The sequence below is a fragment of the Dactylosporangium vinaceum genome (assembly GCF_019904175.1).
Classification (GTDB): Bacteria; Actinomycetota; Actinomycetes; order Mycobacteriales; family Micromonosporaceae; genus Dactylosporangium; species Dactylosporangium vinaceum.
On sequence record NZ_CP061913.1, the window covers coordinates 2,701,824 to 2,721,315 of the forward strand.

The following is a 19,492-nucleotide window of genomic DNA, read 5'->3' on the forward strand; positions in this document are numbered from 1 at the left end:
GTCAGAACACCTCCATGCCCCGCTCGTGCCAGGGATTCGGGCCCCGATGGCGGCCGGGGACCTCGCCGCACAGCCGCGGGGTCGGGAACACCTTGCCGGGATTGGCCAGGCCCCGTGGGTCGAACGCGCATCGCAGCAGCTGCATGGTGTCGAGGTCGGCTTCGGAGTACATCCGCGGAAGGTGTTTGGCCTTGTCCATGCCGACGCCGTGTTCTCCGGTGATCGAGCCGCCGTGCTCGACGCACAGGTCGAGGATCGCCCCCGAGACCGCCTCGGCCCGCTCGGCCTGCCCGGCCTGCGCCTCGTCGAACAGCACGAGCGGATGGAGGTTGCCGTCGCCGGCGTGGAAGACGTTCGCCACCCGCACGCCGTGCTCGCGGGCCAGCTCGCCGATGCGGGTCAGCACCTGCGGCAGCGCGGTGCGCGGGATGACGCCGTCCTGCACGATGTAGTCGGGGGAGATGCGCCCGACCGCCGCGAACGCCGACTTGCGGCCCTTCCAGAACAGCGCCCGCTCGGCGTCGTCAGCGGCGATGCGGATTTCGAACGCGCCGTGCCCGCGGCAGAAGTCCACGACCGCGGCGAACTGCGCGTCGACCTCGGCGGCCGGCCCGTCGAGCTCGACGATCAGCACCGCGCCCGCGCCCGCCGGGTAGCCGCAGTGCACCGCCGCCTCGGCCGCCTCGATGGCCAGGGCGTCCATCATCTCCACGGCCGCCGGCACCACGCCGGCCGCGATGATCGCCGAGGTGGCCGCGCCGGCCTCGTCGGTGCCGGTGAACGCGGCCAGGAGCGTGCGGACCGTTTCCGGCAGGCGCACCAGCCGGACCGTGACCTCGGTGGCGATCCCGAGCGTGCCCTCCGACCCGACGAACGCCCCGAGCAGGTCGTAGCCGGGCGCGTCCGGCGCCCGCCCGCCCAGGTTCACCAGGTCGCCGTCGGGGGTGACGATCTGCACGCCTGTCACGTGATTGGCGGTGAAGCCGTACTTGAGGCAGTGCGCGCCGCCGGAGTTCTCCGCCACGTTGCCGCCGATGGAGCAGATCTGCTGGCTGGACGGGTCGGGGGCGTAGAAGTACCCGTGCGGGATCGATGCCTGTGACACCTGCAGGTTGATCACTCCGGGCTCCAGGACCGCCCGCTCGTCCTCGGGTGCGACCTCCCGGATCGCCCGCAGCTGCGAGGTCACGATGAGGGCGCCCTCGGCGTGGGGGAGCGCCCCGCCGGACAGGCCCGTCCCGGAGCCGCGGGCCACGAACGGCACCGCGTGCCCGGCGCAGGCGCGCACCACGGCGGCGCACTCCTCGGCGGTGCGGGGCAGCAGCACGATGCCGGGCACGACCCGATAGTGGGCCAGGCCGTCGCACTCGTACGTCCGCAGCCGCGCCCGGTCAGTGATGATCTGATCCGGTCGCAGGATTGCCGCCACGGCGTCGCGGAGGCCGGTGAGGCTCATGGCATCCGTTCGTACGCCGGAATCGTCAAGAAGTCCACAAAATCGTCGGCCACCGCCACCTCCATGAACAGGTCCCGGGCCGCGGTGAGGTCCCCGCCCAGCTTGGCCAGCTCCTCGCCGGCGATGCGCTCGACGAGCTCCTTCGTCACCGGCTCGCCCGTGTCGTCGAGCACCACGCCGTTGTGCAGCCACTGCCAGACCTGCGAGCGCGAGATCTCGGCCGTCGCCGCGTCCTCCATGAGGTTGTTGATGGCCACGGCACCGGTACCGCGAAGCCAGGCGTCGAGATACTGCACGCCCACGCTGACGGCGCCGCGCAGCCCGGTCTCCGTGCGCCGGCCGGGCGTGGCGGCGACGTTGAGCAGATCGTCGGCCGTCACGTGGACGTCCTCGCGGAGCCGGTCGAGCTGGTTGGGCTTCTCCCGCAGCACCCCGTCGAAGATCTCCCGGCACACCGGGACCAGATCGGGGTGCGCGACCCATGATCCATCGAAGCCGTCGCCCGCCTCGCGCGTCTTGTCCGCGGAAACTTTCTCGAACGCGGCCTTGTTGACGGCCGGATCGCGGCGGCTCGGGATGAACGCCGCCATGCCCCCGATCGCGTGCGCGCCGCGCCGGTGGCAGGTGCGCACGAGCAGCTCCGTGTAGGCCCGCATGAACGGCACAGTCATCGTCACCGAGTCCCGGTCCGGCAGCAGGAACTCGCGGCCGCGGGTGCGGAACTTCTTGATGACGCTGAACATGTAGTCCCAGCGCCCGGCGTTGAGCCCGGCCGAGTGTTCGCGCAGCTCGTACAGGATCTCGTCCATCTCGAACGCGGCCGGGAACGTCTCGATGAGCACCGTGGCCCGGATCGTGCCGGTCGGGCGGCCGAAGCGCTCTTCGGCGAACGTGAACACCTCGTTCCACAGCCGCGCCTCGAGGTGGGACTCCATCTTCGGCAGGTAGAAGTACGGCCGGGTGGCGAGGTGGTTGTGGAAGAAGTACAGCCCGAAGTCGGTGAGCGAGCCGGAGGTCGGCTGCCCGTCGACCCGGATGTGCTTCTCCGGCAGGTGCCAGCCGCGGGGCCGGACCACGATCGTCGGGCGCGGCCCGTCGTTCAGGCGGTAGTCCTTGCCCTCCGGCGACGTGAACGCCAGCCGGCCGGCCACCGCGTCACGCAGGTTGAGCTGGCCCTGCACGACGTTCTCCCACAGCGGCGTGTTGGCGTCCTCGTGGTCGGCCAGCCACACCTTGGCGCCCGAGTTGAGCGCATTGATCGTCATCTTCGCGTCGGTCGGCCCGGTGATCTCGACCCGCCGGTCCTCCAGGCCGGGCGCCGGTTCGGCCACCCGCCAGTCGCCCTCGCGCACCTCGCGCGTCTGCGGCAGGAAGCCCAGCGTGCCCCCGGCCTGCAGGTCAGCCTGCCGCTGCGCGCGCAGGTCCAGCAGCTCCAGGCGGCGCCCGTCGAAGCTGCGGTGCAGCTCTGCCAGGAAACTCAGAGCTTCTTCGGTGAGGATCTCGGCGAACCGCTCGCCGAGCGGTCCGGTAATCTCGACGCCCGTAGCGTTGCCCATATGACCGACCTTAGGGCATGTCACGGCCCTACCCCGGTGCGTGGCGCCGGGCGTGTGGTATGGGAAGCTCTGGCGAACGAAACTCAGGTCCGTCTGTGTGCGGGGCCTTCCACCAGGGGAGTCGACGAATCGTGAGCGATCGGGGCAGGAACCGCCGCCCGGCAAGGTCGACCAGGGCCACGCCGGCCAAGGCCACGCCGGCCTCCGCCGAGTCCTCGGCTGACGCCACAGAGGAGGACGCCTCCGCGACGACCGGAGGATCCGCGCCGACGGTCGGGACGGGGCCCACGGTCGGGGCCATGCCGGCCGGGCCCGCGGCCGGCTCCGACCCCACGTCCCCGGCGGACGACACCGACGGCGAGCTCGCGGGCGACGCGGCCGCGGCCGGCGCTGACAAGTCGGATTTGTCGGACTCGTCCGACGAGGCGGTCGACGCGGACGACAGCGACGGCGCCGACGACAGCGACGGCGACGAGTCCGGTGCGGACGACGACGAGGACAAGCCGGCCGTGACGAAGCCGGCCCGCGGCAAGGGCCCCGCGCCGCTGACGAAGGCCGAGAAGCGCGCCGCGGCCCGGGTCGCCGCCAATCGGGCCGCCCGCCGCAAGCGCGTCGGCCAGGCCATCGCCGGCACCGTCATCGTCCTGCTGGCCATCGGCGGCGCCTTCGCCGGTGTCTGGTACTTCGGCGACCGGGCCGAGCAGCAGAAGACCGAGTGCAAGAAGCCGGACCAGAGTTCGTATCCCCCGTTGCTCGGCGGCTTCGACAAGCGCCTGGCCGAGGAGCCGAAGACCGAGGCGGGCAAGGAGCAGAGCGTCGCCCTGCGCCAGGTCACCACCCTGATCCAGGGCAAGTGCAAGACCGTCAAGGCCGGCGACACGGTGGTCGTGAACTACATCGGCCTGACCTACAAGGACGGCAAGAAGTTCGACTCGTCCTGGGACCACAAGCAGACGTTCCCGGTGCAGGTCGGCATGCTGGAGCAGAACCAGCAGGCGCAGGTCATCGAGGGCTGGGACCGGGGGCTCGTCGGCCTCAAGGTCGGCAGCCGGGTCATCCTCGACATCCCGGTCAAGGAGGCCTACAACAACGCCGAGGGGTACCCCCAGGGCGACCTGCGCTTCTACGTCGACATCCTGGACATCCAGGCTGCGGACGCCAGCGGCGGCCTGCAGATCCCCGGCAACTAGGCACACCGCTCGCCGGCGGCCCCGACCGATCCGGTCGGGGCCGCTTCGCGTCGCGCGGCGGCCGGGCCGCGCTAGGTTTCGGGTATGAGCGATGTGCTGCTGACCGGGGCCACGTCCGGGCTCGGGCGCTGGCTGGCGCCCCGCCTGGGGCAGGCCGGGCTGACCGTCCTGGTGCACGGCCGCGACGAGGCGAAGGTCGAGCGCGGGGTGGCCGAGGTCGAGGCGGCCGGCGGGCGGGCCGAGGGGTTCGTCGCCGACCTCGCGCGCCGGGCCGACGTCGACCGGCTCGCCGCCGAGGTGCGCGACCGGCCGCTGACCCACCTCGTCAACAACGCGGGCGTCGGCTTCGGCGAGCGCGGCGGCGCCCGGGAACTCTCGGCCGACGGTGAGGAGCTGCGCTGGGCGGTCAACCTGCTCGCCCCGGTCCGGCTGACCCGCGCGCTGCTGCCCACGCTGCGGGCCAACGCGCCGGCGCGGATCGTGAACGTGGGATCGCTGGGCCAGGAGCCGATCGACTTCGACGACCTGCAGCTGGAGGCCCACTACGACGGCGTGCGGGCGTATCGGCGCAGCAAGCTGGCGTTGGCCGCCTGGACGTTCGCCCTCGCCGACGAGCTGGCCGGCACCGGGGTCACGGCCAACTGCCTGCACCCGGCGACGTTCATGGACACCGAGATGGTCCGGCAGTACGGTCAGCGGCCGTTCTCGACGGTGGACGAGGGCGGCGCGGCCACCCTGCGGCTGATCCTCGAGGAGACCGGCAGCGGCGAGTTCTTCGACGGCCACCGGGCCGCCGCGCCGCACCCCGACGCCCGGGACCTCGCCGTCCAGGCCCGCCTGCGCGCGGTGGTCCCCGGCTTCTGAGCGCCGGGCGGCCGCCCTCAGGGCGTGGTCGCGACCTGGCGCAGGCGCTCGACGACGCCGGGGTGGGGCCATCCGCGCAGCCGGTAGCGCTCGGGGACCACGCCGGGCTCCGGGTCCAGGTCGACCTCGCGGGCCACGTCGTCCCAGGCCACGAAGAACGGCTCGGCGGCGCCCGACGGGAAGGCGACGTAGTCGGCCCGGGGCAGGAGCGTGTCCACGCCCTCGGCCCAGCTGGCGACCGTGAACGCCGTGCCGTCCGGGCGCTGCGCGCTCGTGCACGCGGCCACGAACGCGTCGGTCTCCAGGTGGGCGGCCTGCGCGGCGTACTCCGACGACGCGATGATGACCTCGGTGCGGTGCGTGACGGCGTACAGCGGGTGGTCGCGCGGCACCAGGAACGGCACGACGGCGCCGGCGTCGTCGACGGTGAAGGCCATCGGGGAGATGGGCCGGGCGGCGTCGCGGAACTCCTGCTCGACGAGCTCGAACACCTTGCCGAGGCTCTCCGGGGTGTCGTCGGGGCCGCGGCCGACGAGGAGCACGCCAGTCGTGTCGGGGACGAAGGCCAGCGGCGGCCCGCCGAGCCGGGGCTGCTGCGCGGCGAGCCAGCCGTCGACGAACAGGTGCGAGGCCCAGTAGGCGTCGCCGTCCTCGACCATGCGGACAAGCGAGCGCCGGCCGGGCGCCGCGCCCGCATCGGGCTCGGCCCGGGTCAGCCCGCCCATGTTGCGCCGGGCCCGGTCGAAGATGCCGGACTCGGTGACGCCCCACTCCTGGGCCTGCTTCTCGGTGACGTACATGACCGACGTCGGCTGGTCGATGACGACGAACTCGGCCAGGTAGGCCCACGCCGGGCGGCGCAGCGGGCGGGGCGCGGACGCGGGCATCCCGGCGCCGAACGTCACGGTGCGCAGCAGCGGCCGCAGCAGCGGGGCGACCTCCTCCCAGCTCGTCGGGGCGCCCGGGTTGAACACGACGGCGCTCAGGAACGAGGCGATGCGCTCGCGGCGCTCGTTGCGCCCGGAGCGCTCGCACTCGCGGAAGATGTTGCCGAGGTAGGCGATGGCCGGCTGCGCCTGGGCCGAGTCCCGGCGGACCTCGATGGCGAACTGGTCGGGCAGATACCGCGCCGAGGCCACGCCGGCGTCGCGCATCGCGGTCAGCACGCGGCGGGCGAAGCGCTCCTGCGGTGTGCCGCGGAGCCGGTCGAGCATCCCCATGCGGCCGTACGGTACCGGATGCGGACCGGATGTTTCGCCGCCCCGGTCGGGGCAAAAGGCAGTGGTATGCGCGCTCAGCCCCGGGGCGCCCGCGGCACCGTCGGGCACCCGTATTCGGCCCTGAACCTCCGTCTGCTGCTGGCCGCCTTCGGCTTCGTCACCAGCACCGTGCTGGGTGCGCTGTCCCTGGCCGCCGGCTTCGTGTGGCTCGCCGTCGCCCTGTGGGTGCTGGCCGCCACCGCGCTTGCCGACTCCGTGGTGGTGGAGCTGCGGCGGCGCGCCCGCATCCGGGAAGGCGGCGGGCGCGGCTCCCTGTTCGAGTGAGCCTCAGGGCGTCGGGCCGAGCGTGGCGGTCCCGGCGAGCGGGGACGGCTCCTTGAGCTCGACGAAGATGGTGTGCGTCGCAGTGTCGCCGATGTTGTGCCCGACGTGCTCCTGAGCGCCGACCCAGCGCACGGCCCCGGCCGGGATGTCGACCTCGACGGCCCGCTCGCCGCTGGTGACCCGGCGGCGGAACGCGGTGAGCGTGTACATCACGCTGTCCGGGTGCCGGTGCGGGTGGGTCCGGTCGCCGGGCTGGTCGCGGTATTCCAGCACGCGCACCCGCTCGTTCTCGAAGATCACGGTGTAGTGCTCGGGGTCGGTGACGGCCGGATCGTCGCCGACTTCGTGGGACTCCAGTACCATGGGACTACGGTACCATGATGGTAATGTCAGTACCATATGAAGCCACCGGCCGCACCGGGCAGAAGTCGCGCACCCGTCAGGCGCTCGTCGAGTCCGCTCGCAAGCTGCTCGCCGAGGGCCTGACCCCGCGGGTCGAGGACGCGGCGGCGGACGCCGGGATCTCCCGGACCACGGCGTACCGGTACTTCACGAACCAGCGGGCCCTGCTCCTGGCCGCGCAGCCGCAGATCCAGCCGGACTCGCTGCTCGGCCCGGACGCACCTACCGATCCCCGGGCCCGCCTCGACGCGTTCATGCGGGCTTTCGCGGAGTACAACCGCGAATGGGAGCCGCAACTGCGCTCGGCGCTGCGCCTTTCGCTGGAGGCGCGGCCGGAGCGCCCGCTCCTGCGCCGCGGGCGGGCCGTCATGTGGATCGAGGATGCGCTGGCGCCGCTGGAGCTGACCCATCCGGCGGTGGACCGGCGCGCGCTGGCCGTGGCGATCCGCTCCGCGACCGGCATCGAGACGCTGATCTGGCTGCTGGACATCGCCGGGCAGAGCTGGGCCCAGGCCGCCGAGACGGTTCGCCGGACGGCCCGGGCCCTGCTGGAGGCGGCGCTACACGAACACCCCGAGCAGTAGGATCAGCGCGATGGAGACCACGGAGATGATGGTCTCCATGGCCGACCAGGTCTTGAAGGTCTCGCCGACGGTCATCCCGAAGTACTCCTTCACCAGCCAGAACCCGGCGTCGTTCACGTGCGACAGGAACAGCGAGCCGGAGCCGATGGCCAGGGCCAGCAGCGCCGTGTTGGTGCCCGGCAGCTGAGCCAGCAGCGGCGCCATGAGGCCCGCGGCGGTCACCGTCGCCACCGTGGCCGAGCCGGTCGCCAGCCGGATGCCGACCGCGATCAGCCAGCCCAGCAGCAGCGCCGAGATCCCGCTGGCCGCGGCCGCCTTGCCGATCGCGTCGCCGATGCCGATGGCCACCAGCACCTGCTTGAACCCGCCGCCGGCGCCGATGATGAACACGATGCCGGCGATCGGCAGCAGGCTGCCCGCGACCATGTCGCTGACGGTGGTGCGGGAGAAGCCGCGCAGGTAGCCGAAGGTGAACAGGGCCAGCAGGACGGCCAGCAGCAGGGCGACGAACGGGTCGCCGATCGAGTCGAACACCTTGCGCACCAGGTTGTTCTTGTCGTCGGTGACGATGTCGGCGATCGCCTTGCCCAGCATCAGCACGACGGGCAGGAGCACGGTGACGAGCGTGAGCACGAAGCCGGGGCGGGTCGTCGTGCGCGCCTGGTCTTCGCCTTCGCCTTCGCCCTCGGCCGGTGCGCCGTCGCCCGCGGCCTCGGTGGCGGTCCGCGCCCGGGCGCCCTCGAACTCCGCGACCAGGCGGGCCGGCGGTGCGGGGGAGACGAAGCGGGCGATCCAGATGCCGTACAGCGGCCCGGCGATGATGACCGTCGGGATCGCGACGAGCAGGCCGAACGCGAGGGTCTGGCCCAGGTCCGCGTGCAGCGCGTTGATGGCGATCAGCGGGCCGGGGTGCGGCGGGACCAGGCCGTGCATGACCGACAGGCCGGCCAGCGCCGGGATGCCGACCCGCACGATCGAGCTCTGCGCGCGCCGGGCCACCAGGAAGATGACCGGGATCAGCAGCACGACCCCGACCTCGAAGAACAGCGGAATGCCGATGATCATGGCGATCAGGGCCATCGCCCACGGCAGGCGCGCGGGGCCGGCCCGGCCCACGATCGTGTCAACCACCTGGTCCGCGCCGCCGGAGTCGGCCAGCAGCTTGCCCAGGATCGTGCCGAGCGCGACGAGGATGCCGACCCCGCCCAGCGTGGTGCCGAACCCGGACTCGAAGCTGCTTATCGACTTCGTGGCGCCGAGGCCCGCGCCGAGGCCGACGACGGCGCTGCCGAGGATAAGGGCCAGAAACGGATGGATCTTGTACCGCGTGATCAGCACGACGACCACCGCGATGGCGACGGCGGTCCAGATCACCAGCGTCGTGTCGTGCAGCGTCCAGTACATTGGCGGGCTCCTCTCGGCGGCGAGGCCCGGCGGCCGGTCACGCGGCGGGGTGGCCTCCCACGTCCGGATACGTGCGCAGGATCGCCGCCACGATCTCGCCCGGCGGCGGCTCGACCGAGACCTCGGTCACGCCCTCGTCCGGCGTCGGCGGCTCCAGGTCCGCGAACTGGCTGTCGAGCATCTCCACGCGCATGAAATGGCCGTGGCGGGCCGTGAGCCGGCGCGTGATCAGCTCCCGGGACCCTTCGAGGAACACCACGCGCACCTGCGGCCGGCCGTGGCGCAGCCGGTCCCGGTACGCGCGCTTGAGACCCGAGCACGTCACGACCCCGGACTCCCCGGCCGCCGCCCGCTCGTCGATCCACGCGCCGATGGCGTCGAGCCAGGGCCGCCGGTCGGCGTCGGTGAGGGGAGTGCCCGCGGCCATCTTCTCGACGTTGGCGACGGGGTGGAAGTCGTCGGCCTCGGCGTACTGCCAGCCGAGCCGCCCGGCCAGCAGCCCGCCCACGGTGGTCTTCCCGGTCCCCGCAACTCCCATCAGCAGGAACACGGGCGGCGCGTCTGGCATGGCCACACGGTACCCCCGCGCCCCGCCCGCCACACCTCGTGCCGCCCCGCCCGCCCGCTATCGTGCGGGGCATGACGCCGCGCCCCGCCACCGACGCCGACCGGGCCTGGATCCGCGACCTGCTCACCGAGCGGTGGGGCGAGAGCCGGATCGTGGTCGGCGGCCGGGCCCGCGACGCGGCCGGGCTGCCGGCGCTCGTGGCGATCGGCGACGACGGGCGGCCGGCGGGGCTGCTGACGTACGACACCGGGCCGGCCGGGCTCGAGGTGGTCTCCCTGGACGCGGTCGAGCGCGGCGGCGGCGTGGGCACCGCCCTGCTGGCCGCGGCCCGCGCGGTCGCGGCCGGCCTGGGGCTGCGCCGGGTCTGGCTCGTCACGACCAACGACAACGTCGACGCGCTGCGGTTCTACCAGCGGCGCGGGCTGCGGATCACGGCCGTGCACCCCGGCGCCGTGGACCGGGCGCGGCTGATCAAGCCGGGTATCGCGGCCACGGGGGAGCATCGCATCGGGCTCCATGACGAGATCGAGCTGGCGGTGCCGGTGTCGCCGGCCCGGATCCGCGCCGGGGCCATGGACGACATCCCGGCGGTGCTCGGGCTGCTCGACGCCGCGACCGAGTGGCTCGTCGCGCGGGGGCGGACCGGGCAGTGGGGGACCGAGCCGCACTCCGGCGATCCGCGCCGCCGGGCCCAGCTGGCCGCGTGGGTGCCGCCGGGGCATCTGCACATCGCCGAGCTGGACGGCCGGCCGGTCGGCGCGCTCGTGGTCGGGGCCGCGCCGGCGCACGTGCCGGCCGCCGGCGAGCCGGAGCTGTACGTCGAGCTCCTCGTCACCAGCCGCGGGCACGCGGGGCACGGCCTCGGCGGCGACCTGCTCGACCACGCCCGCGTCCTCGCGCTCGGGCGGGGGCTGCGGCTGCTGCGCGTCGACTGTTATGCCGGCGGTGACCGGGCGCTCGTCGGGTGGTACGAGCGGCAGGGGTTCCGCGCCACCGACGCGTTCGCGGTCACCCGGCCCGATGGGACGCAGTGGCCCGGGCAGGTCCTGGCGCAGGAGCTCGGTTAGCTCAGTCGGCGAGGCCGAGGAGGTCGGCGCGGTCGGTGATGTGGCGGGTCCGGCTCACCGCGCTCGCGGGCAGCTGCGAGTACAGATGCGGAAACGTCCCGTGCTTGTTGCTCTCCCAGCGGATCGCCTCGCCGAACGGCTCGGTGGCGATCGACAGCACGACCAGGGCGGGCTCGTCGGCGAAGAAGCGCGTCGCGGTGGTGTGGACCTGCTCGGCCGTCGACAGGTGGATGAAGCCGTCGGCCCGGTCGAGGGGCGAGCCGGTGAACGTGCCGGCCCGTTGGAACGCCGCCCACTCGGCCGGGAGCAGGATCTTGTAGACGATCATCGGTCCCCGCGGATGCGGCCGTAGACGAGGACGTCGCGCCAGGCGCCGTCGCGGAAGTCGGCGGAGCGCAGGATGCCCTCGCTCAGGAAGCCGACCTTCTCGAGGGCCTTCTGCTCGGCGATGTTCTCGGGCTGGATGCGGGCCTCGATGCGCTGGGCCGGGGTGCTGGCGAACAGGTAGTCGCACAGCAGGGTCTGGGCCCGCCAGCCGACGCCGCGGCCGCGCCACTCGGGGAGCAGGATGATGCCGACGCCCCAGTACTGCGCCAGCCCCGACCCGATCGCGAACCACTGCACGAACCCGGCCGCCGTCTCGTCCGCCTCGACCATGAGCCGCCCGTCGTCGGCGCCCAGGTATCCGTCGAGCGCGAAGCGCCGGGCCGGCCCGTTGGGCTCCTGGTAGCCGGTCCAGGCGGGGCCGGCCAGCCCCGGCTCGGTCGCGAACCGGCGGAACATGGCCAGGTCCCCCTCGACCACCGGCCGCAGCCGCACCCAGGTCTTGTTCACACGCCCCCACCTCTCGGCCGCAAGATCGCCGTCATCTTCGCCGAAGATGGCGGCCCACGCCATCCGGCAGACTACTTGCTCAGCGCGGGCGCGACCTCCTTGCGGATCAGTTCGAAGGAGCGGGCCCGGGCGTCGATGTCGTAGACCATGCAGGTGAGCATGAACTCATCGGCCTGCGTCGCCTCGAGCAGGTCGCCGAGCTGCCGGCGCACTGTCGCGGGGGAGCCCAGCGCCTGGCCCTCGCGGCGGGACAGGACGAACTCGCGCTCGCGGTCGCTGTACTGGTACGCCGCCGCCTCCTCCGGGGTCGCCATCGGCTCGGGGCGGCCCGAGCGCAGGCGCAGGAACGACAGCGCGCTCGGCCCGGACAGGAACTCGGCCTCCTCGTCGGTCTCGGCGGCGATCGCGCTCACCGCGACCATCGCGTACGGCTCCTGCAGCCATTCGGAGGGGCGGAAGTTCTGGCGGTACAGGCCGAGGGCGGGCAGGGTGTTCTGGGCGCTGAAGTGGTGCGCGAAGGCGAACGGCAGGCCGAGCAGCCCGGCGAGCTGCGCGCTGAACCCGCTGGAGCCGAGCAGCCACACGTCGGGCTTGGAGCCCTTGCCGGGTGAGGCGAGGATGCGGGTGCCACCCTCGAAGTACGCGATCAGGTCCTGCAGCTCCTCGGGGAAGTTCTCCGCCGAGAGGCCCTCCATGCTGCGGCGCAGGGCGAGCGCGGTGTACTGGTCGGTGCCGGGCGCGCGGCCGATGCCCAGGTCGATCCGGCCCGGGTGCAGCGCCTCGAGGGTGCCGAACTGCTCGGCGACGACGAGCGGCGCGTGGTTGGGCAGCATGACGCCGCCGGACCCGACCCGGATCGTCGACGTGGCCGCGGCGAGGTGGGCGAGGAGCACGGCCGGCGAGGAGCTGGCGATGGCGGGCATGTTGTGGTGCTCGGCGACCCAGAACCGGCGGTAGCCCATCGCCTCGACCCGGCGGGCGAGCTCGGTGGTGTGCCGCAGCGCCTCCCCGGTCGATCCATTGACGGCCACGGGCGCGACATCGAGCACGGAAAGCGGAAGTTCACTCACAGATCAAGGTCAACACGCACTCGGCCCGGGTTATTCCCTCCGGACGGGCTGTTGCCGGCCGCCGGTGGTTTGTACCCTGCGAACGTGACAGCTGATCCCGCGGTGTGGCGGGTCAAGGGCATGCCGCTCGCCCCGGCCACCGGGTCCGGGCCGCTGGACGGCGTGCGGCTCGCGGTCAAGGACCTCTTCGCGGTGACCGGGTTTGCCGTCGGCGCCGGCAACCCCACCTGGCTGGCCGAGGCGCTGCCGGTGGCCGCCGACGCCCCCGCCGTCGCCCGCCTCCGCGCGGCCGGCGCCGTCGTGGAGGGCATCGCCCACACCGACGAGTTCGCGTACTCCCTCTCCGGCGCCAACGTCCACTACGGCGCCCCGCCCAACCCGGCCGCCCCCGACCGCGTCACCGGCGGCTCCTCCAGCGGCCCCGCCTCGGCCGTCGCCATCGGCCAGGCCGACGTCGGCCTGGGCACCGACACGAGCGGCTCGGTCCGGGTCCCGGCCTCGTGCTGCGGCCTCTTCGGCTTCCGCCCCACCCACGGCGCCGTGCCGACGGACGGCGTCATGCCCCTGGCCCCGTCGTTCGACACGGTCGGCTGGATCACCCGCGACGCCGCGACCCTGCAGGCGGTGGGCGGCGTGCTCCTGCCCGAGGGGCCGGCCGATCCGCCGTTCGAAGTGCTGGCCCTGGGGGGTACGTCACGTGCCGCCGCTCGACTCCACCGGCCGGTCCGCGCCATCACCCTGCCCACCTGGGACGACCCCGACGAGCTCATCCTCGCCTTCCGCCACGTGCAGTCGGCCGAGGCGTGGCGGGCCTACGGCTCCTGGGTGCAGGCACACCCGCGCCGCCTGGCCGGCGACGTCGAGGCCAGGTTCCGCTTCGGCTCGACGGTGAGCGCGGCCCAGGAGGCGTCCGCCCGGGAGCGCATCGCCGCCTGGCGGGCCGAGCTGCTCGACCTCCTCGGCACCGGCGCCTGGCTCGCCCTGCCCGCCGGCGGCCCCGGCCACCACCGCGACCTGAGCCTGGCCGGCCGCGACGAGTGGCGCCGGGCGACGCTGCGGTGCTCCGTCCCCGCCAGCGCATACGGCCTCCCGAGCGTCTGCGTCCCCACCGGCTCCTCCCCACCGGCCGGGATCGCCCTGGTCGGCCCGCCCGGCGGCGACCGGGCCCTGCTCGCGCTCGTCGCCGCCGCCTTCGCCCAGGACCGGGCCTAAGGCGGCTTCGCGCTGCCGGCCCGACTCATGCCGCCTGACGCATACGGGCCTGACTCCTGCCGGCCCGGCGCTGCGTTGGGCCGGGACTGCTCACGGTAGGAGTGCGGCGCGGACGGCGGCGGCCGGGGCGGTGAGCGATCCGTGCACCAGGTCCGTGCGGTGCACCAGCCGGGGTTCGACGACCGGGACGCCGCGCAGCCCCGGCGTCAGCGCCGACTCCGGCAGCAGCGCCAGTCCCGCCCCGGCGGCGACAAGGGCCAGGAACACCGCGGCGTCGGTGCCCGGGTACGCCGGACCGCCCCGGAAGCCCTCCGCCCGCGCGAGCGCCCGCAGCTGCGCCGGCGGCGTGGCGACCTCGGGCGCGTCGAGCCACACGGCGTCGGCCAGGTCGGCCAGCCGGACCCCGCGCCGCCCCGCGAGTGGGTGGCCGGCCGGCAGCGCGACGACGGCCGGGCGCTCACCGACGGCCGCGGTGGACAGCTGCCCGGTGTCGGGCAGGGGCAGCGGATCGCTCGGCGCGGTCACCCCGTCCACGAGCCCCAGGTCGAGCCGGCCGACGGCGACCCCGGTGGCGACCTCGGCCCGGCCGGCGACGTGCAGCGTGAAGGCGACCCGCGGCATGGCCCGCTGCACGCCGACCAGGGCGACGGTGTCCACACCGGACAGTGGGGTCGCGCCGAGCACCACCGCCGCGGGTGGCGGCCCCGACAGCCGGGCGACGTCGGCCCGCGCCGCGGCCAGCCGCAGCAGGATCGGCCCGGTGTGCTCCAGCAGCCGGGTCCCGGCGTCGGTGAGGGCGACCGGCCGCCGGCGCAGGAGCGCGGCCCCGACGCTCTGCTCCAGCGCCGCGATCTGCTGCGAGACGGCCGACTGGGTGTACCCGAGCTCGTCCGCGGCCGCCGAGAACGACCCGAGGCGGGCGACGGCGGCGAACGTGCGCAGCAGGTGAGGGTCCACGACATCATTCTTGCTTATGCCGGTACCACAAACAGTCGTTGGACTTATCTCGCCCGCCGGCCGCAAGCTCAGAGCATGACAACGACTCGTACCGCCCGCGTGGCGCTGGTCGGCGACCGCTCCGCGCACGTGCGCTCCCACACCCGTATCCCGGGCCTCATCGAGGTCCTGCGCGAGCAGCACGGCCTGGCCCTGGACGCGTACTGGGTCCCGTCCGAGGAGGCCGACGCCGACGCGCTTGCCGGGTTCGACGGGATCTGGCTGATTCCGGGCTCGCCGTATCGCTCCGAGGCGGGCGCGCTCGCCGCCGTCCGCGCCGCCCGCGAGCACCGGGTGGCGTTCCTGGGCACGTGCGGCGGCTTCCAGCACCTGATGCTGGAGATGCTCCGCGACGTGGCCGGCCGGCCGGACGCCGCCCATGCCGAGAACGACCCGGCCGCCGCCAGCCCGGCGATCGTGCCGCTGTCCTGCTCACTCGTCGGCCACGAGGGCGCGGTGAACCTGCGCAAGGGCAGCCTGGCCGAGCAGATCTTCGGTGTCGAGCGCACGGTGGAGCGCTACCACTGCGCGTACGGCCTCGACCGCTCCTACCTGCCCCTCCTGGAGGCCCACGGCCTGCGCTTCACCGGCCACGACGACGACGGCGAGGTCCGCGTGGCCGAGCTGGCCGACCACCCGTTCCTCGTGGGCACCCTCTTCCAGCCCGAGCTGTCCGGCGACGGCACCCGCGTGCACCCGGTGATCCGCGCCTTCGCCGAGGCCGCCGTGGCCGTCGGCGCCGCCCGCGAAACCGCCGCCGCCTGACGAGCTCCCGCAGCGGCCGGCACCCGGCATGGTGCCGGGCGCGGCGGGGTGGCGATGCCCGTGGCGCCGGGCCGCGGCCGGGTGGGATGCCGCCCGTGGTGCCGGGCCGCGGCCGGCGTCGGAAGGCTCAGTCGAGCAGGGTCGCGTCGCGCAGGATCAGCGGTGACCACTGCGGTGCGCCGGTGGTGCCGTGCCGGGGGTCGACGGCGACGAACCGGGCGCCGCCGGCCCGGGTGACGGTGTGCCGGGCGTCCCAGTCCACTGTGGAGCGGTCCCGGATGCGTTCGCGGCAGCGCCACGCGCGCCGGTCCCAGTCGATGATCGTGGAGTGGCCGTGGACCTGGGAGAAGGGCATCGGCGGGCCGTCTTCGAGCCACTGCGGGTACAACGCCGTCGGCGCCTCCGTCCACAGGGGGCCTTCCGCGTGCCACAGGACCGGCTCGGGCCGGGTGTTGAGGAGCGCGGCGGCGGTGGACGCGGTGACCGGCTCGCCGAGCTCGCCCCAGGCCCAGCGGCTGAGCCCGGCGTGCGTGACGAGCAGCTCCTCCCCGTCGCCCGTGCGCACGGCCGCGGCCACCTGCAGCCGCTCCCGCCGCCACCAGTCGCGCAGCCGGGCCGCGTCGGCGTCGGGGAGCCGCTCGGGCCAGAACGGCTCCAGCCCGAGGTACTGCGCATCGTGGTTGCCGATCAGCTGCACCCAGCGCGGCCCGGCCAGCCGGTCGGCCACGTAGGACAGCACGCCGGAGCTGTCCGGTCCCCGGTCGACGAGGTCGCCGACCTGGACGACCACTGCCGCGGGATCGTCGAGCGCGTCGACGGCCGCGGCGAGCTGCTCCAGGCAGCCGCCGACGTCACCGATGATCGCGATCGTCGCCACGGCGGCGACAATAGCTCGCGAAGGTTACCGGCGCGGGGCCACGCACGGTGACCGGCCGATGGCGGGGCGGGTCGCGATCAGCGCCGGCGAAGGCTCCAGTCGAAGCTGCCCCGGCACACGACCTCGCCGTCGACGTCGCGGATCTCGGCCTCGGTCATGGCCCGCGCCGTCCCGGTCTCGCCCGCGAACAGGGCCTTGACCGCCGCTCGCTCCTCCGCCTCCAGCCGGCAGGTCGCGACGAGCCTGCCCCGGGCCGGGGCCAGGAACCGCAGCTCGGCGGCGCCGCCGAGCGGGATGACCCCGGCGAAGTCGTCCGGGTTGTCGACGGCCCCGATGAGCGCGGCCAGGCCGGCCGCGTCGACGAGCGTCATGAGGCCGCTGGAGTGCAGTGAGCCGATGACGTTCGTCAGCGCGTGCGGCACCTCGGCGGCGACCTCGGCCTCCCCGTCCGCCGCCCGCACGACTTCGAGGCCGAGCGTGACGTGCGCGGGGATCGGGCCGAGCAGCTGCCGGGCGAGTTCGGTCGCGTCCATGCCCGGACGTTAGCGCTGGTAGCGGGCCAGCCGCACCCTACCCGCCGGTAACCGGAGCATGCACACTCCTTCCGGGCCGGGCGCTACTTCCCCTTCGGGACGTTGGCGAGGGCCGTGCGCCCGAACCCGGCCATGACCTCGTCGAGCTCGAGGCTGTTGAAGCGGTCGTGGTTGTACCCGTGGAACGTCAGCGTGAGGAACACGTCCTGGTCCAGGCACCACAGCATCGCGTCGGCGTTCTCGGCGGCCGGGTCGAGCTTGTGCCCGGCGAACCCGCCCTGCCCGCACTCGACCGGCAGCCGCGTCATACCCGCCGGCCCCCGAGCCGCCTGGAACTTGCTGGAGGCCGTGTTGCTCACGTCGACGCGCAGTTCGAGCCGGCTCCCCGTCGCCTCCGGGCTGTGCGAGTCGTGCTTGAACGTGTAGTTGCACACACCGTTACCGCCCTTGGCGCTCGTCTCCAGCGGCGCTCCGAGCTGCGTGCCGAACGTCTCCTTGCTCAGCAGCTGGCACGGGTCCGACGGCTGGCGGTGCGAGGTGTCCGCGGCCGAGCCCGGCAGGCCCTTCTCCACGATGAACGCGGCCGCCGTCCCACCGAGCGCGCACAGCGCCAGCAGCCCGCCGACAATCGCCACCATGACCCCGGTCCGCGGCCGGAACGGCGTGGCCGCGGCGGGCGGCTGGTACGCGGCCGGTGCGCCCGGCTGCTGGTACATCGGGGCCGGCTGACCTGGCTGCTGGTACGTCGCCGGCTGCTGGTACCCGGCCGGCTGCTGGTACCCGGCCGGCGGCTGGTACCCGGCCGGCGGCTGGTACCCGGGCGGCGGCTGGTACCCGGGCGGCGCGGCTGCGAACCCCGGCTGGGCCGGCGCCCCGTATACCGGTTGGGCCGGGGCCGCCCCGGACACCGGCTGGGCCGGCGGCTGCCCGGGAGTGGACGCGGGTGGCGGGTACGGCGCTGGCGAGTACGGCCCGGGTGCCGGCTGGCCGGGGTACTGCTGCTGGAACGGGTCCTGCTGCGGCGACGTCACGCGGGCAGTATGGCAGGCCGGGGCGCGGCGTTCGTCAACCGATCGTCACCACCTTCGCCCACTCCGGTGGACGGTCCGGCTCGTAGTCGGGGTCGCTCTCGTCGTACGAGCTCAGGTCCGTCCGCGGGAACAGCCCCACCACCGTGCGGCACGGCGGTTGCCGGTCCGGCCAGGGCGTCTGCCCGTCGGTCAGGACCACCACCACGTCCGGCTGCGGGCTCTGCCGCAGCGCCCGCGCGAACCCGGCCCGCAGGTCGGTGCCGCCGCCCCCGAGCAGCGCGATCCCCTCTCCCCGGCACAGCGGCACGGCCAGGTGGGCGGCGGCGTCGCACGGCACCACGGTGACCAGGTCCCGGCGCCCGCCGACGGCCCGGGCGATCGCCGCGACCTCGAGGATCGCGCTGCCGAGCTCGCCGTCGCTCACCGAGCCCGAGGTGTCGACGACCACGCACACCCGCGGCGGACGCCGGCGCAGGCTCGGCAGGACGACCCCGGGCAGGGCGGCACTGCGCCGGGCCGGCCGCCCGTACACGTAGTCGTCCCCGCCGCCACCGCTCGCGGCCGCGGTACGCAGCGCCGCCCCCAGCAACTGCCGCCACGGCTGCGGCGGATGGAACGCCTCGTCCGCCCACCGCTGCCACCCCTGCGACGCGCTCCCGGGCGCGCCGCGAATGCCCTCCGCCACCCGGAACCGCACCGCGTCGCGCTCCTCCTTGCTCAACCCGTGCGCCCCGCCCGGCCCCAGGTCCCACGGCCGCGCCAGCCCGTCGGCCCCGCTGCCACAGTCGAGCCAGGCATGCTCCTGCGTGCGCGGCCCGAGCCGGAACTGCGGCAGATACTCCTCCATGAGTTGACCGGTCGGCAGCTGCAAACGCTGCGGCTGTACCGCACCCGCCGGCGTCGGCAGCCCCTCGCCGAACGCGTCATCGTTGATCTCGCAGTCGGCCGCGATGTTCATCCGCAAACGGTCACCGGGCCCGTCCAGCCCGTCCCGAGCCGCCAGCCGATCCCCGCGCCCGTGGTGGTCGCGCAGCAGGTGCGACACCTCGTGCACCCACACGGCCGCCAACTCCTCCAACGGCGTGGCGTCGACGAACGCCGGGTTCACATAACACCGCCAGTACCTGTCCACCCCCATGGTCGGCACCAGCCGCGACGGCACCGGATGCAACGCAAAGAGCGCCGCCGCCAGGTAGGGCCGCATCCGCGTGGCAAACAGCCGCGCCGAGAACAACTTCTCCTCGTCGAGCCCATGCACCACCTCGCCGCCACGCACGACTTTCCGTTCATGTTCGTGTCCGTGTTCGCGCACGTGTCCGCGGTCGTGTTCGCGTCCGCGGTCGTGTTCGTGTCCGCGGTCGTGTTCGTGTTCGTGTATATGTCCGCGGTCGTGTTCGTGTCCGTGCACGTGTTCGTGTCCGTGCATATGTCCGCGGTCGTGTTCGTGTCCGTGCACGTGTTCGTGTCCGTGCATATGTCCGCGGTCGTGTTCGTGTTGGTGCACGTGTTCGTGTCCGTGCATGTGCCGGCGGTCGTGTT

General features: G+C 73.9%; 21 protein-coding genes. 7 read left to right on the forward strand and 14 right to left on the reverse strand.

The features are described 5' to 3' along the window. Position 1: 1 nt before the first annotated feature. On the reverse strand, positions 2-1,456 hold the full coding sequence (locus Dvina_RS11825; RefSeq protein WP_223102485.1) for an FAD-linked oxidase C-terminal domain-containing protein: 1,455 nt from the start codon (positions 1,454-1,456) through the stop codon (positions 2-4). Then, positions 1,453-3,012, reverse strand: coding sequence for a malate synthase A (gene aceB / locus Dvina_RS11830; RefSeq protein WP_223102486.1), 1,560 nt, complete (start codon positions 3,010-3,012; stop codon positions 1,453-1,455). Before aceB ends, Dvina_RS11825 begins: the two co-directional genes overlap by 4 nt. Before the next feature lie 299 nt (positions 3,013-3,311). On the opposite strand from aceB, the gene Dvina_RS11835 reads away from it, so the two are divergent. Both Dvina_RS11835 and Dvina_RS11840 read left to right on the forward strand, forming a co-directional pair. Further along, on the forward strand, positions 3,312-4,202 hold the full coding sequence (locus Dvina_RS11835) for an FKBP-type peptidyl-prolyl cis-trans isomerase (RefSeq protein WP_223102487.1): 891 nt from the start codon (positions 3,312-3,314) through the stop codon (positions 4,200-4,202). Positions 4,203-4,286: 84 nt separating this feature from the next. Further along, a complete protein-coding gene (locus Dvina_RS11840; RefSeq protein ID WP_223102488.1) occupies positions 4,287-5,066 on the forward strand; it encodes an SDR family NAD(P)-dependent oxidoreductase in 780 nt (259 codons plus the stop codon). 17 nt (positions 5,067-5,083) lie between these two features. Here the strand turns inward: Dvina_RS11840 and Dvina_RS11845 are convergent, their stop codons facing one another. Beyond that, positions 5,084-6,286, reverse strand: coding sequence for a DUF1444 domain-containing protein (locus Dvina_RS11845; protein WP_223102489.1), 1,203 nt, complete (start codon positions 6,284-6,286; stop codon positions 5,084-5,086). Between the two features lie 66 nt (positions 6,287-6,352). Between Dvina_RS11845 and Dvina_RS11850 the strand changes: the two genes are divergently transcribed. Next, on the forward strand, positions 6,353-6,610 hold the full coding sequence (locus Dvina_RS11850) for a hypothetical protein (protein ID WP_223102490.1): 258 nt from the start codon (positions 6,353-6,355) through the stop codon (positions 6,608-6,610). A 3-nt stretch (positions 6,611-6,613) separates the two neighbouring features. Here the strand turns inward: Dvina_RS11850 and Dvina_RS11855 are convergent, their stop codons facing one another. After that, positions 6,614-6,973, reverse strand: a complete 360-nt coding sequence (locus tag Dvina_RS11855; protein ID WP_223102491.1) for a cupin domain-containing protein — start codon at positions 6,971-6,973, stop codon at positions 6,614-6,616. 23 nt (positions 6,974-6,996) lie between these two features. Here Dvina_RS11855 and Dvina_RS11860 point away from each other — a divergent pair, with 23 nt between their 5' ends. Then, positions 6,997-7,596 carry a TetR/AcrR family transcriptional regulator gene (locus tag Dvina_RS11860; RefSeq protein ID WP_223102492.1) on the forward strand — a complete coding sequence of 200 codons (600 nt, stop codon included), beginning with the start codon at positions 6,997-6,999 and terminating at the stop codon, positions 7,594-7,596. Here Dvina_RS11860 and Dvina_RS11865 read toward each other — a convergent pair. Further along, positions 7,573-9,000 carry a GntT/GntP/DsdX family permease gene (locus Dvina_RS11865; protein WP_223102493.1) on the reverse strand — a complete coding sequence of 476 codons (1,428 nt, stop codon included), beginning with the start codon at positions 8,998-9,000 and terminating at the stop codon, positions 7,573-7,575. The genes Dvina_RS11860 and Dvina_RS11865 overlap by 24 nt on opposite strands. 37 nt (positions 9,001-9,037) lie before the next feature. Continuing rightward, on the reverse strand, positions 9,038-9,568 hold the full coding sequence (locus Dvina_RS11870; RefSeq protein ID WP_246656164.1) for a gluconokinase: 531 nt from the start codon (positions 9,566-9,568) through the stop codon (positions 9,038-9,040). Between the two features lie 71 nt (positions 9,569-9,639). Between Dvina_RS11870 and Dvina_RS11875 the strand changes: the two genes are divergently transcribed. Then, positions 9,640-10,635, forward strand: a complete 996-nt coding sequence (locus Dvina_RS11875; RefSeq protein WP_223102494.1) for a GNAT family N-acetyltransferase — start codon at positions 9,640-9,642, stop codon at positions 10,633-10,635. A 1-nt stretch (position 10,636) separates the two neighbouring features. On the opposite strand, the gene Dvina_RS11880 is transcribed toward Dvina_RS11875, so the two are convergent. The 3 genes from Dvina_RS11880 to Dvina_RS11890 all read right to left on the reverse strand — a co-directional run bounded on the left by Dvina_RS11880 (position 10,637) and on the right by Dvina_RS11890 (position 12,539). After that, positions 10,637-10,963, reverse strand: a complete 327-nt coding sequence (locus Dvina_RS11880) for a DUF952 domain-containing protein (RefSeq protein ID WP_223102495.1) — start codon at positions 10,961-10,963, stop codon at positions 10,637-10,639. Continuing rightward, positions 10,960-11,469, reverse strand: a complete 510-nt coding sequence (locus Dvina_RS11885) for a GNAT family N-acetyltransferase (RefSeq protein WP_246656165.1) — start codon at positions 11,467-11,469, stop codon at positions 10,960-10,962. Before Dvina_RS11885 ends, Dvina_RS11880 begins: the two co-directional genes overlap by 4 nt. Before the next feature lie 71 nt (positions 11,470-11,540). Continuing rightward, a complete protein-coding gene (locus tag Dvina_RS11890) occupies positions 11,541-12,539 on the reverse strand; it encodes an LLM class flavin-dependent oxidoreductase (protein ID WP_223102497.1) in 999 nt (332 codons plus the stop codon). An 84-nt stretch (positions 12,540-12,623) separates the two neighbouring features. Between Dvina_RS11890 and Dvina_RS11895 the strand changes: the two genes are divergently transcribed. Further along, on the forward strand, positions 12,624-13,751 hold the full coding sequence (locus Dvina_RS11895; RefSeq protein ID WP_223102498.1) for an amidase family protein: 1,128 nt from the start codon (positions 12,624-12,626) through the stop codon (positions 13,749-13,751). A gap of 90 nt (positions 13,752-13,841) precedes the next feature. Here Dvina_RS11895 and Dvina_RS55140 read toward each other — a convergent pair whose 3' ends face one another. Continuing rightward, positions 13,842-14,708, reverse strand: coding sequence for a LysR family transcriptional regulator (locus tag Dvina_RS55140; RefSeq protein ID WP_223102499.1), 867 nt, complete (start codon positions 14,706-14,708; stop codon positions 13,842-13,844). Between the two features lie 75 nt (positions 14,709-14,783). Between Dvina_RS55140 and Dvina_RS11905 the strand changes: the two genes are divergently transcribed. Further along, a complete protein-coding gene (locus Dvina_RS11905; RefSeq protein WP_223102500.1) occupies positions 14,784-15,512 on the forward strand; it encodes a CTP synthase C-terminal region-related (seleno)protein in 729 nt (242 codons plus the stop codon). A 127-nt stretch (positions 15,513-15,639) separates the two neighbouring features. Here the strand turns inward: Dvina_RS11905 and Dvina_RS11910 are convergent, their stop codons facing one another. The 4 genes from Dvina_RS11910 to Dvina_RS11925 all read right to left on the reverse strand — a co-directional run bounded on the left by Dvina_RS11910 (position 15,640) and on the right by Dvina_RS11925 (position 19,157). Then, positions 15,640-16,389, reverse strand: a complete 750-nt coding sequence (locus Dvina_RS11910; RefSeq protein WP_223102501.1) for a metallophosphoesterase — start codon at positions 16,387-16,389, stop codon at positions 15,640-15,642. Positions 16,390-16,466: 77 nt separating this feature from the next. Then, a complete protein-coding gene (locus tag Dvina_RS11915; RefSeq protein ID WP_223102502.1) occupies positions 16,467-16,922 on the reverse strand; it encodes a PaaI family thioesterase in 456 nt (151 codons plus the stop codon). A gap of 83 nt (positions 16,923-17,005) precedes the next feature. Beyond that, positions 17,006-17,953 (reverse strand): hypothetical protein, encoded by a 948-nt coding sequence (locus Dvina_RS55145; protein WP_223102503.1) that lies wholly within the window; start codon positions 17,951-17,953, stop codon positions 17,006-17,008. A gap of 34 nt (positions 17,954-17,987) precedes the next feature. Next, positions 17,988-19,157, reverse strand: a complete 1,170-nt coding sequence (locus tag Dvina_RS11925) for a vWA domain-containing protein (RefSeq protein ID WP_246656526.1) — start codon at positions 19,155-19,157, stop codon at positions 17,988-17,990. Positions 19,158-19,492: the final 335 nt, after the last annotated feature.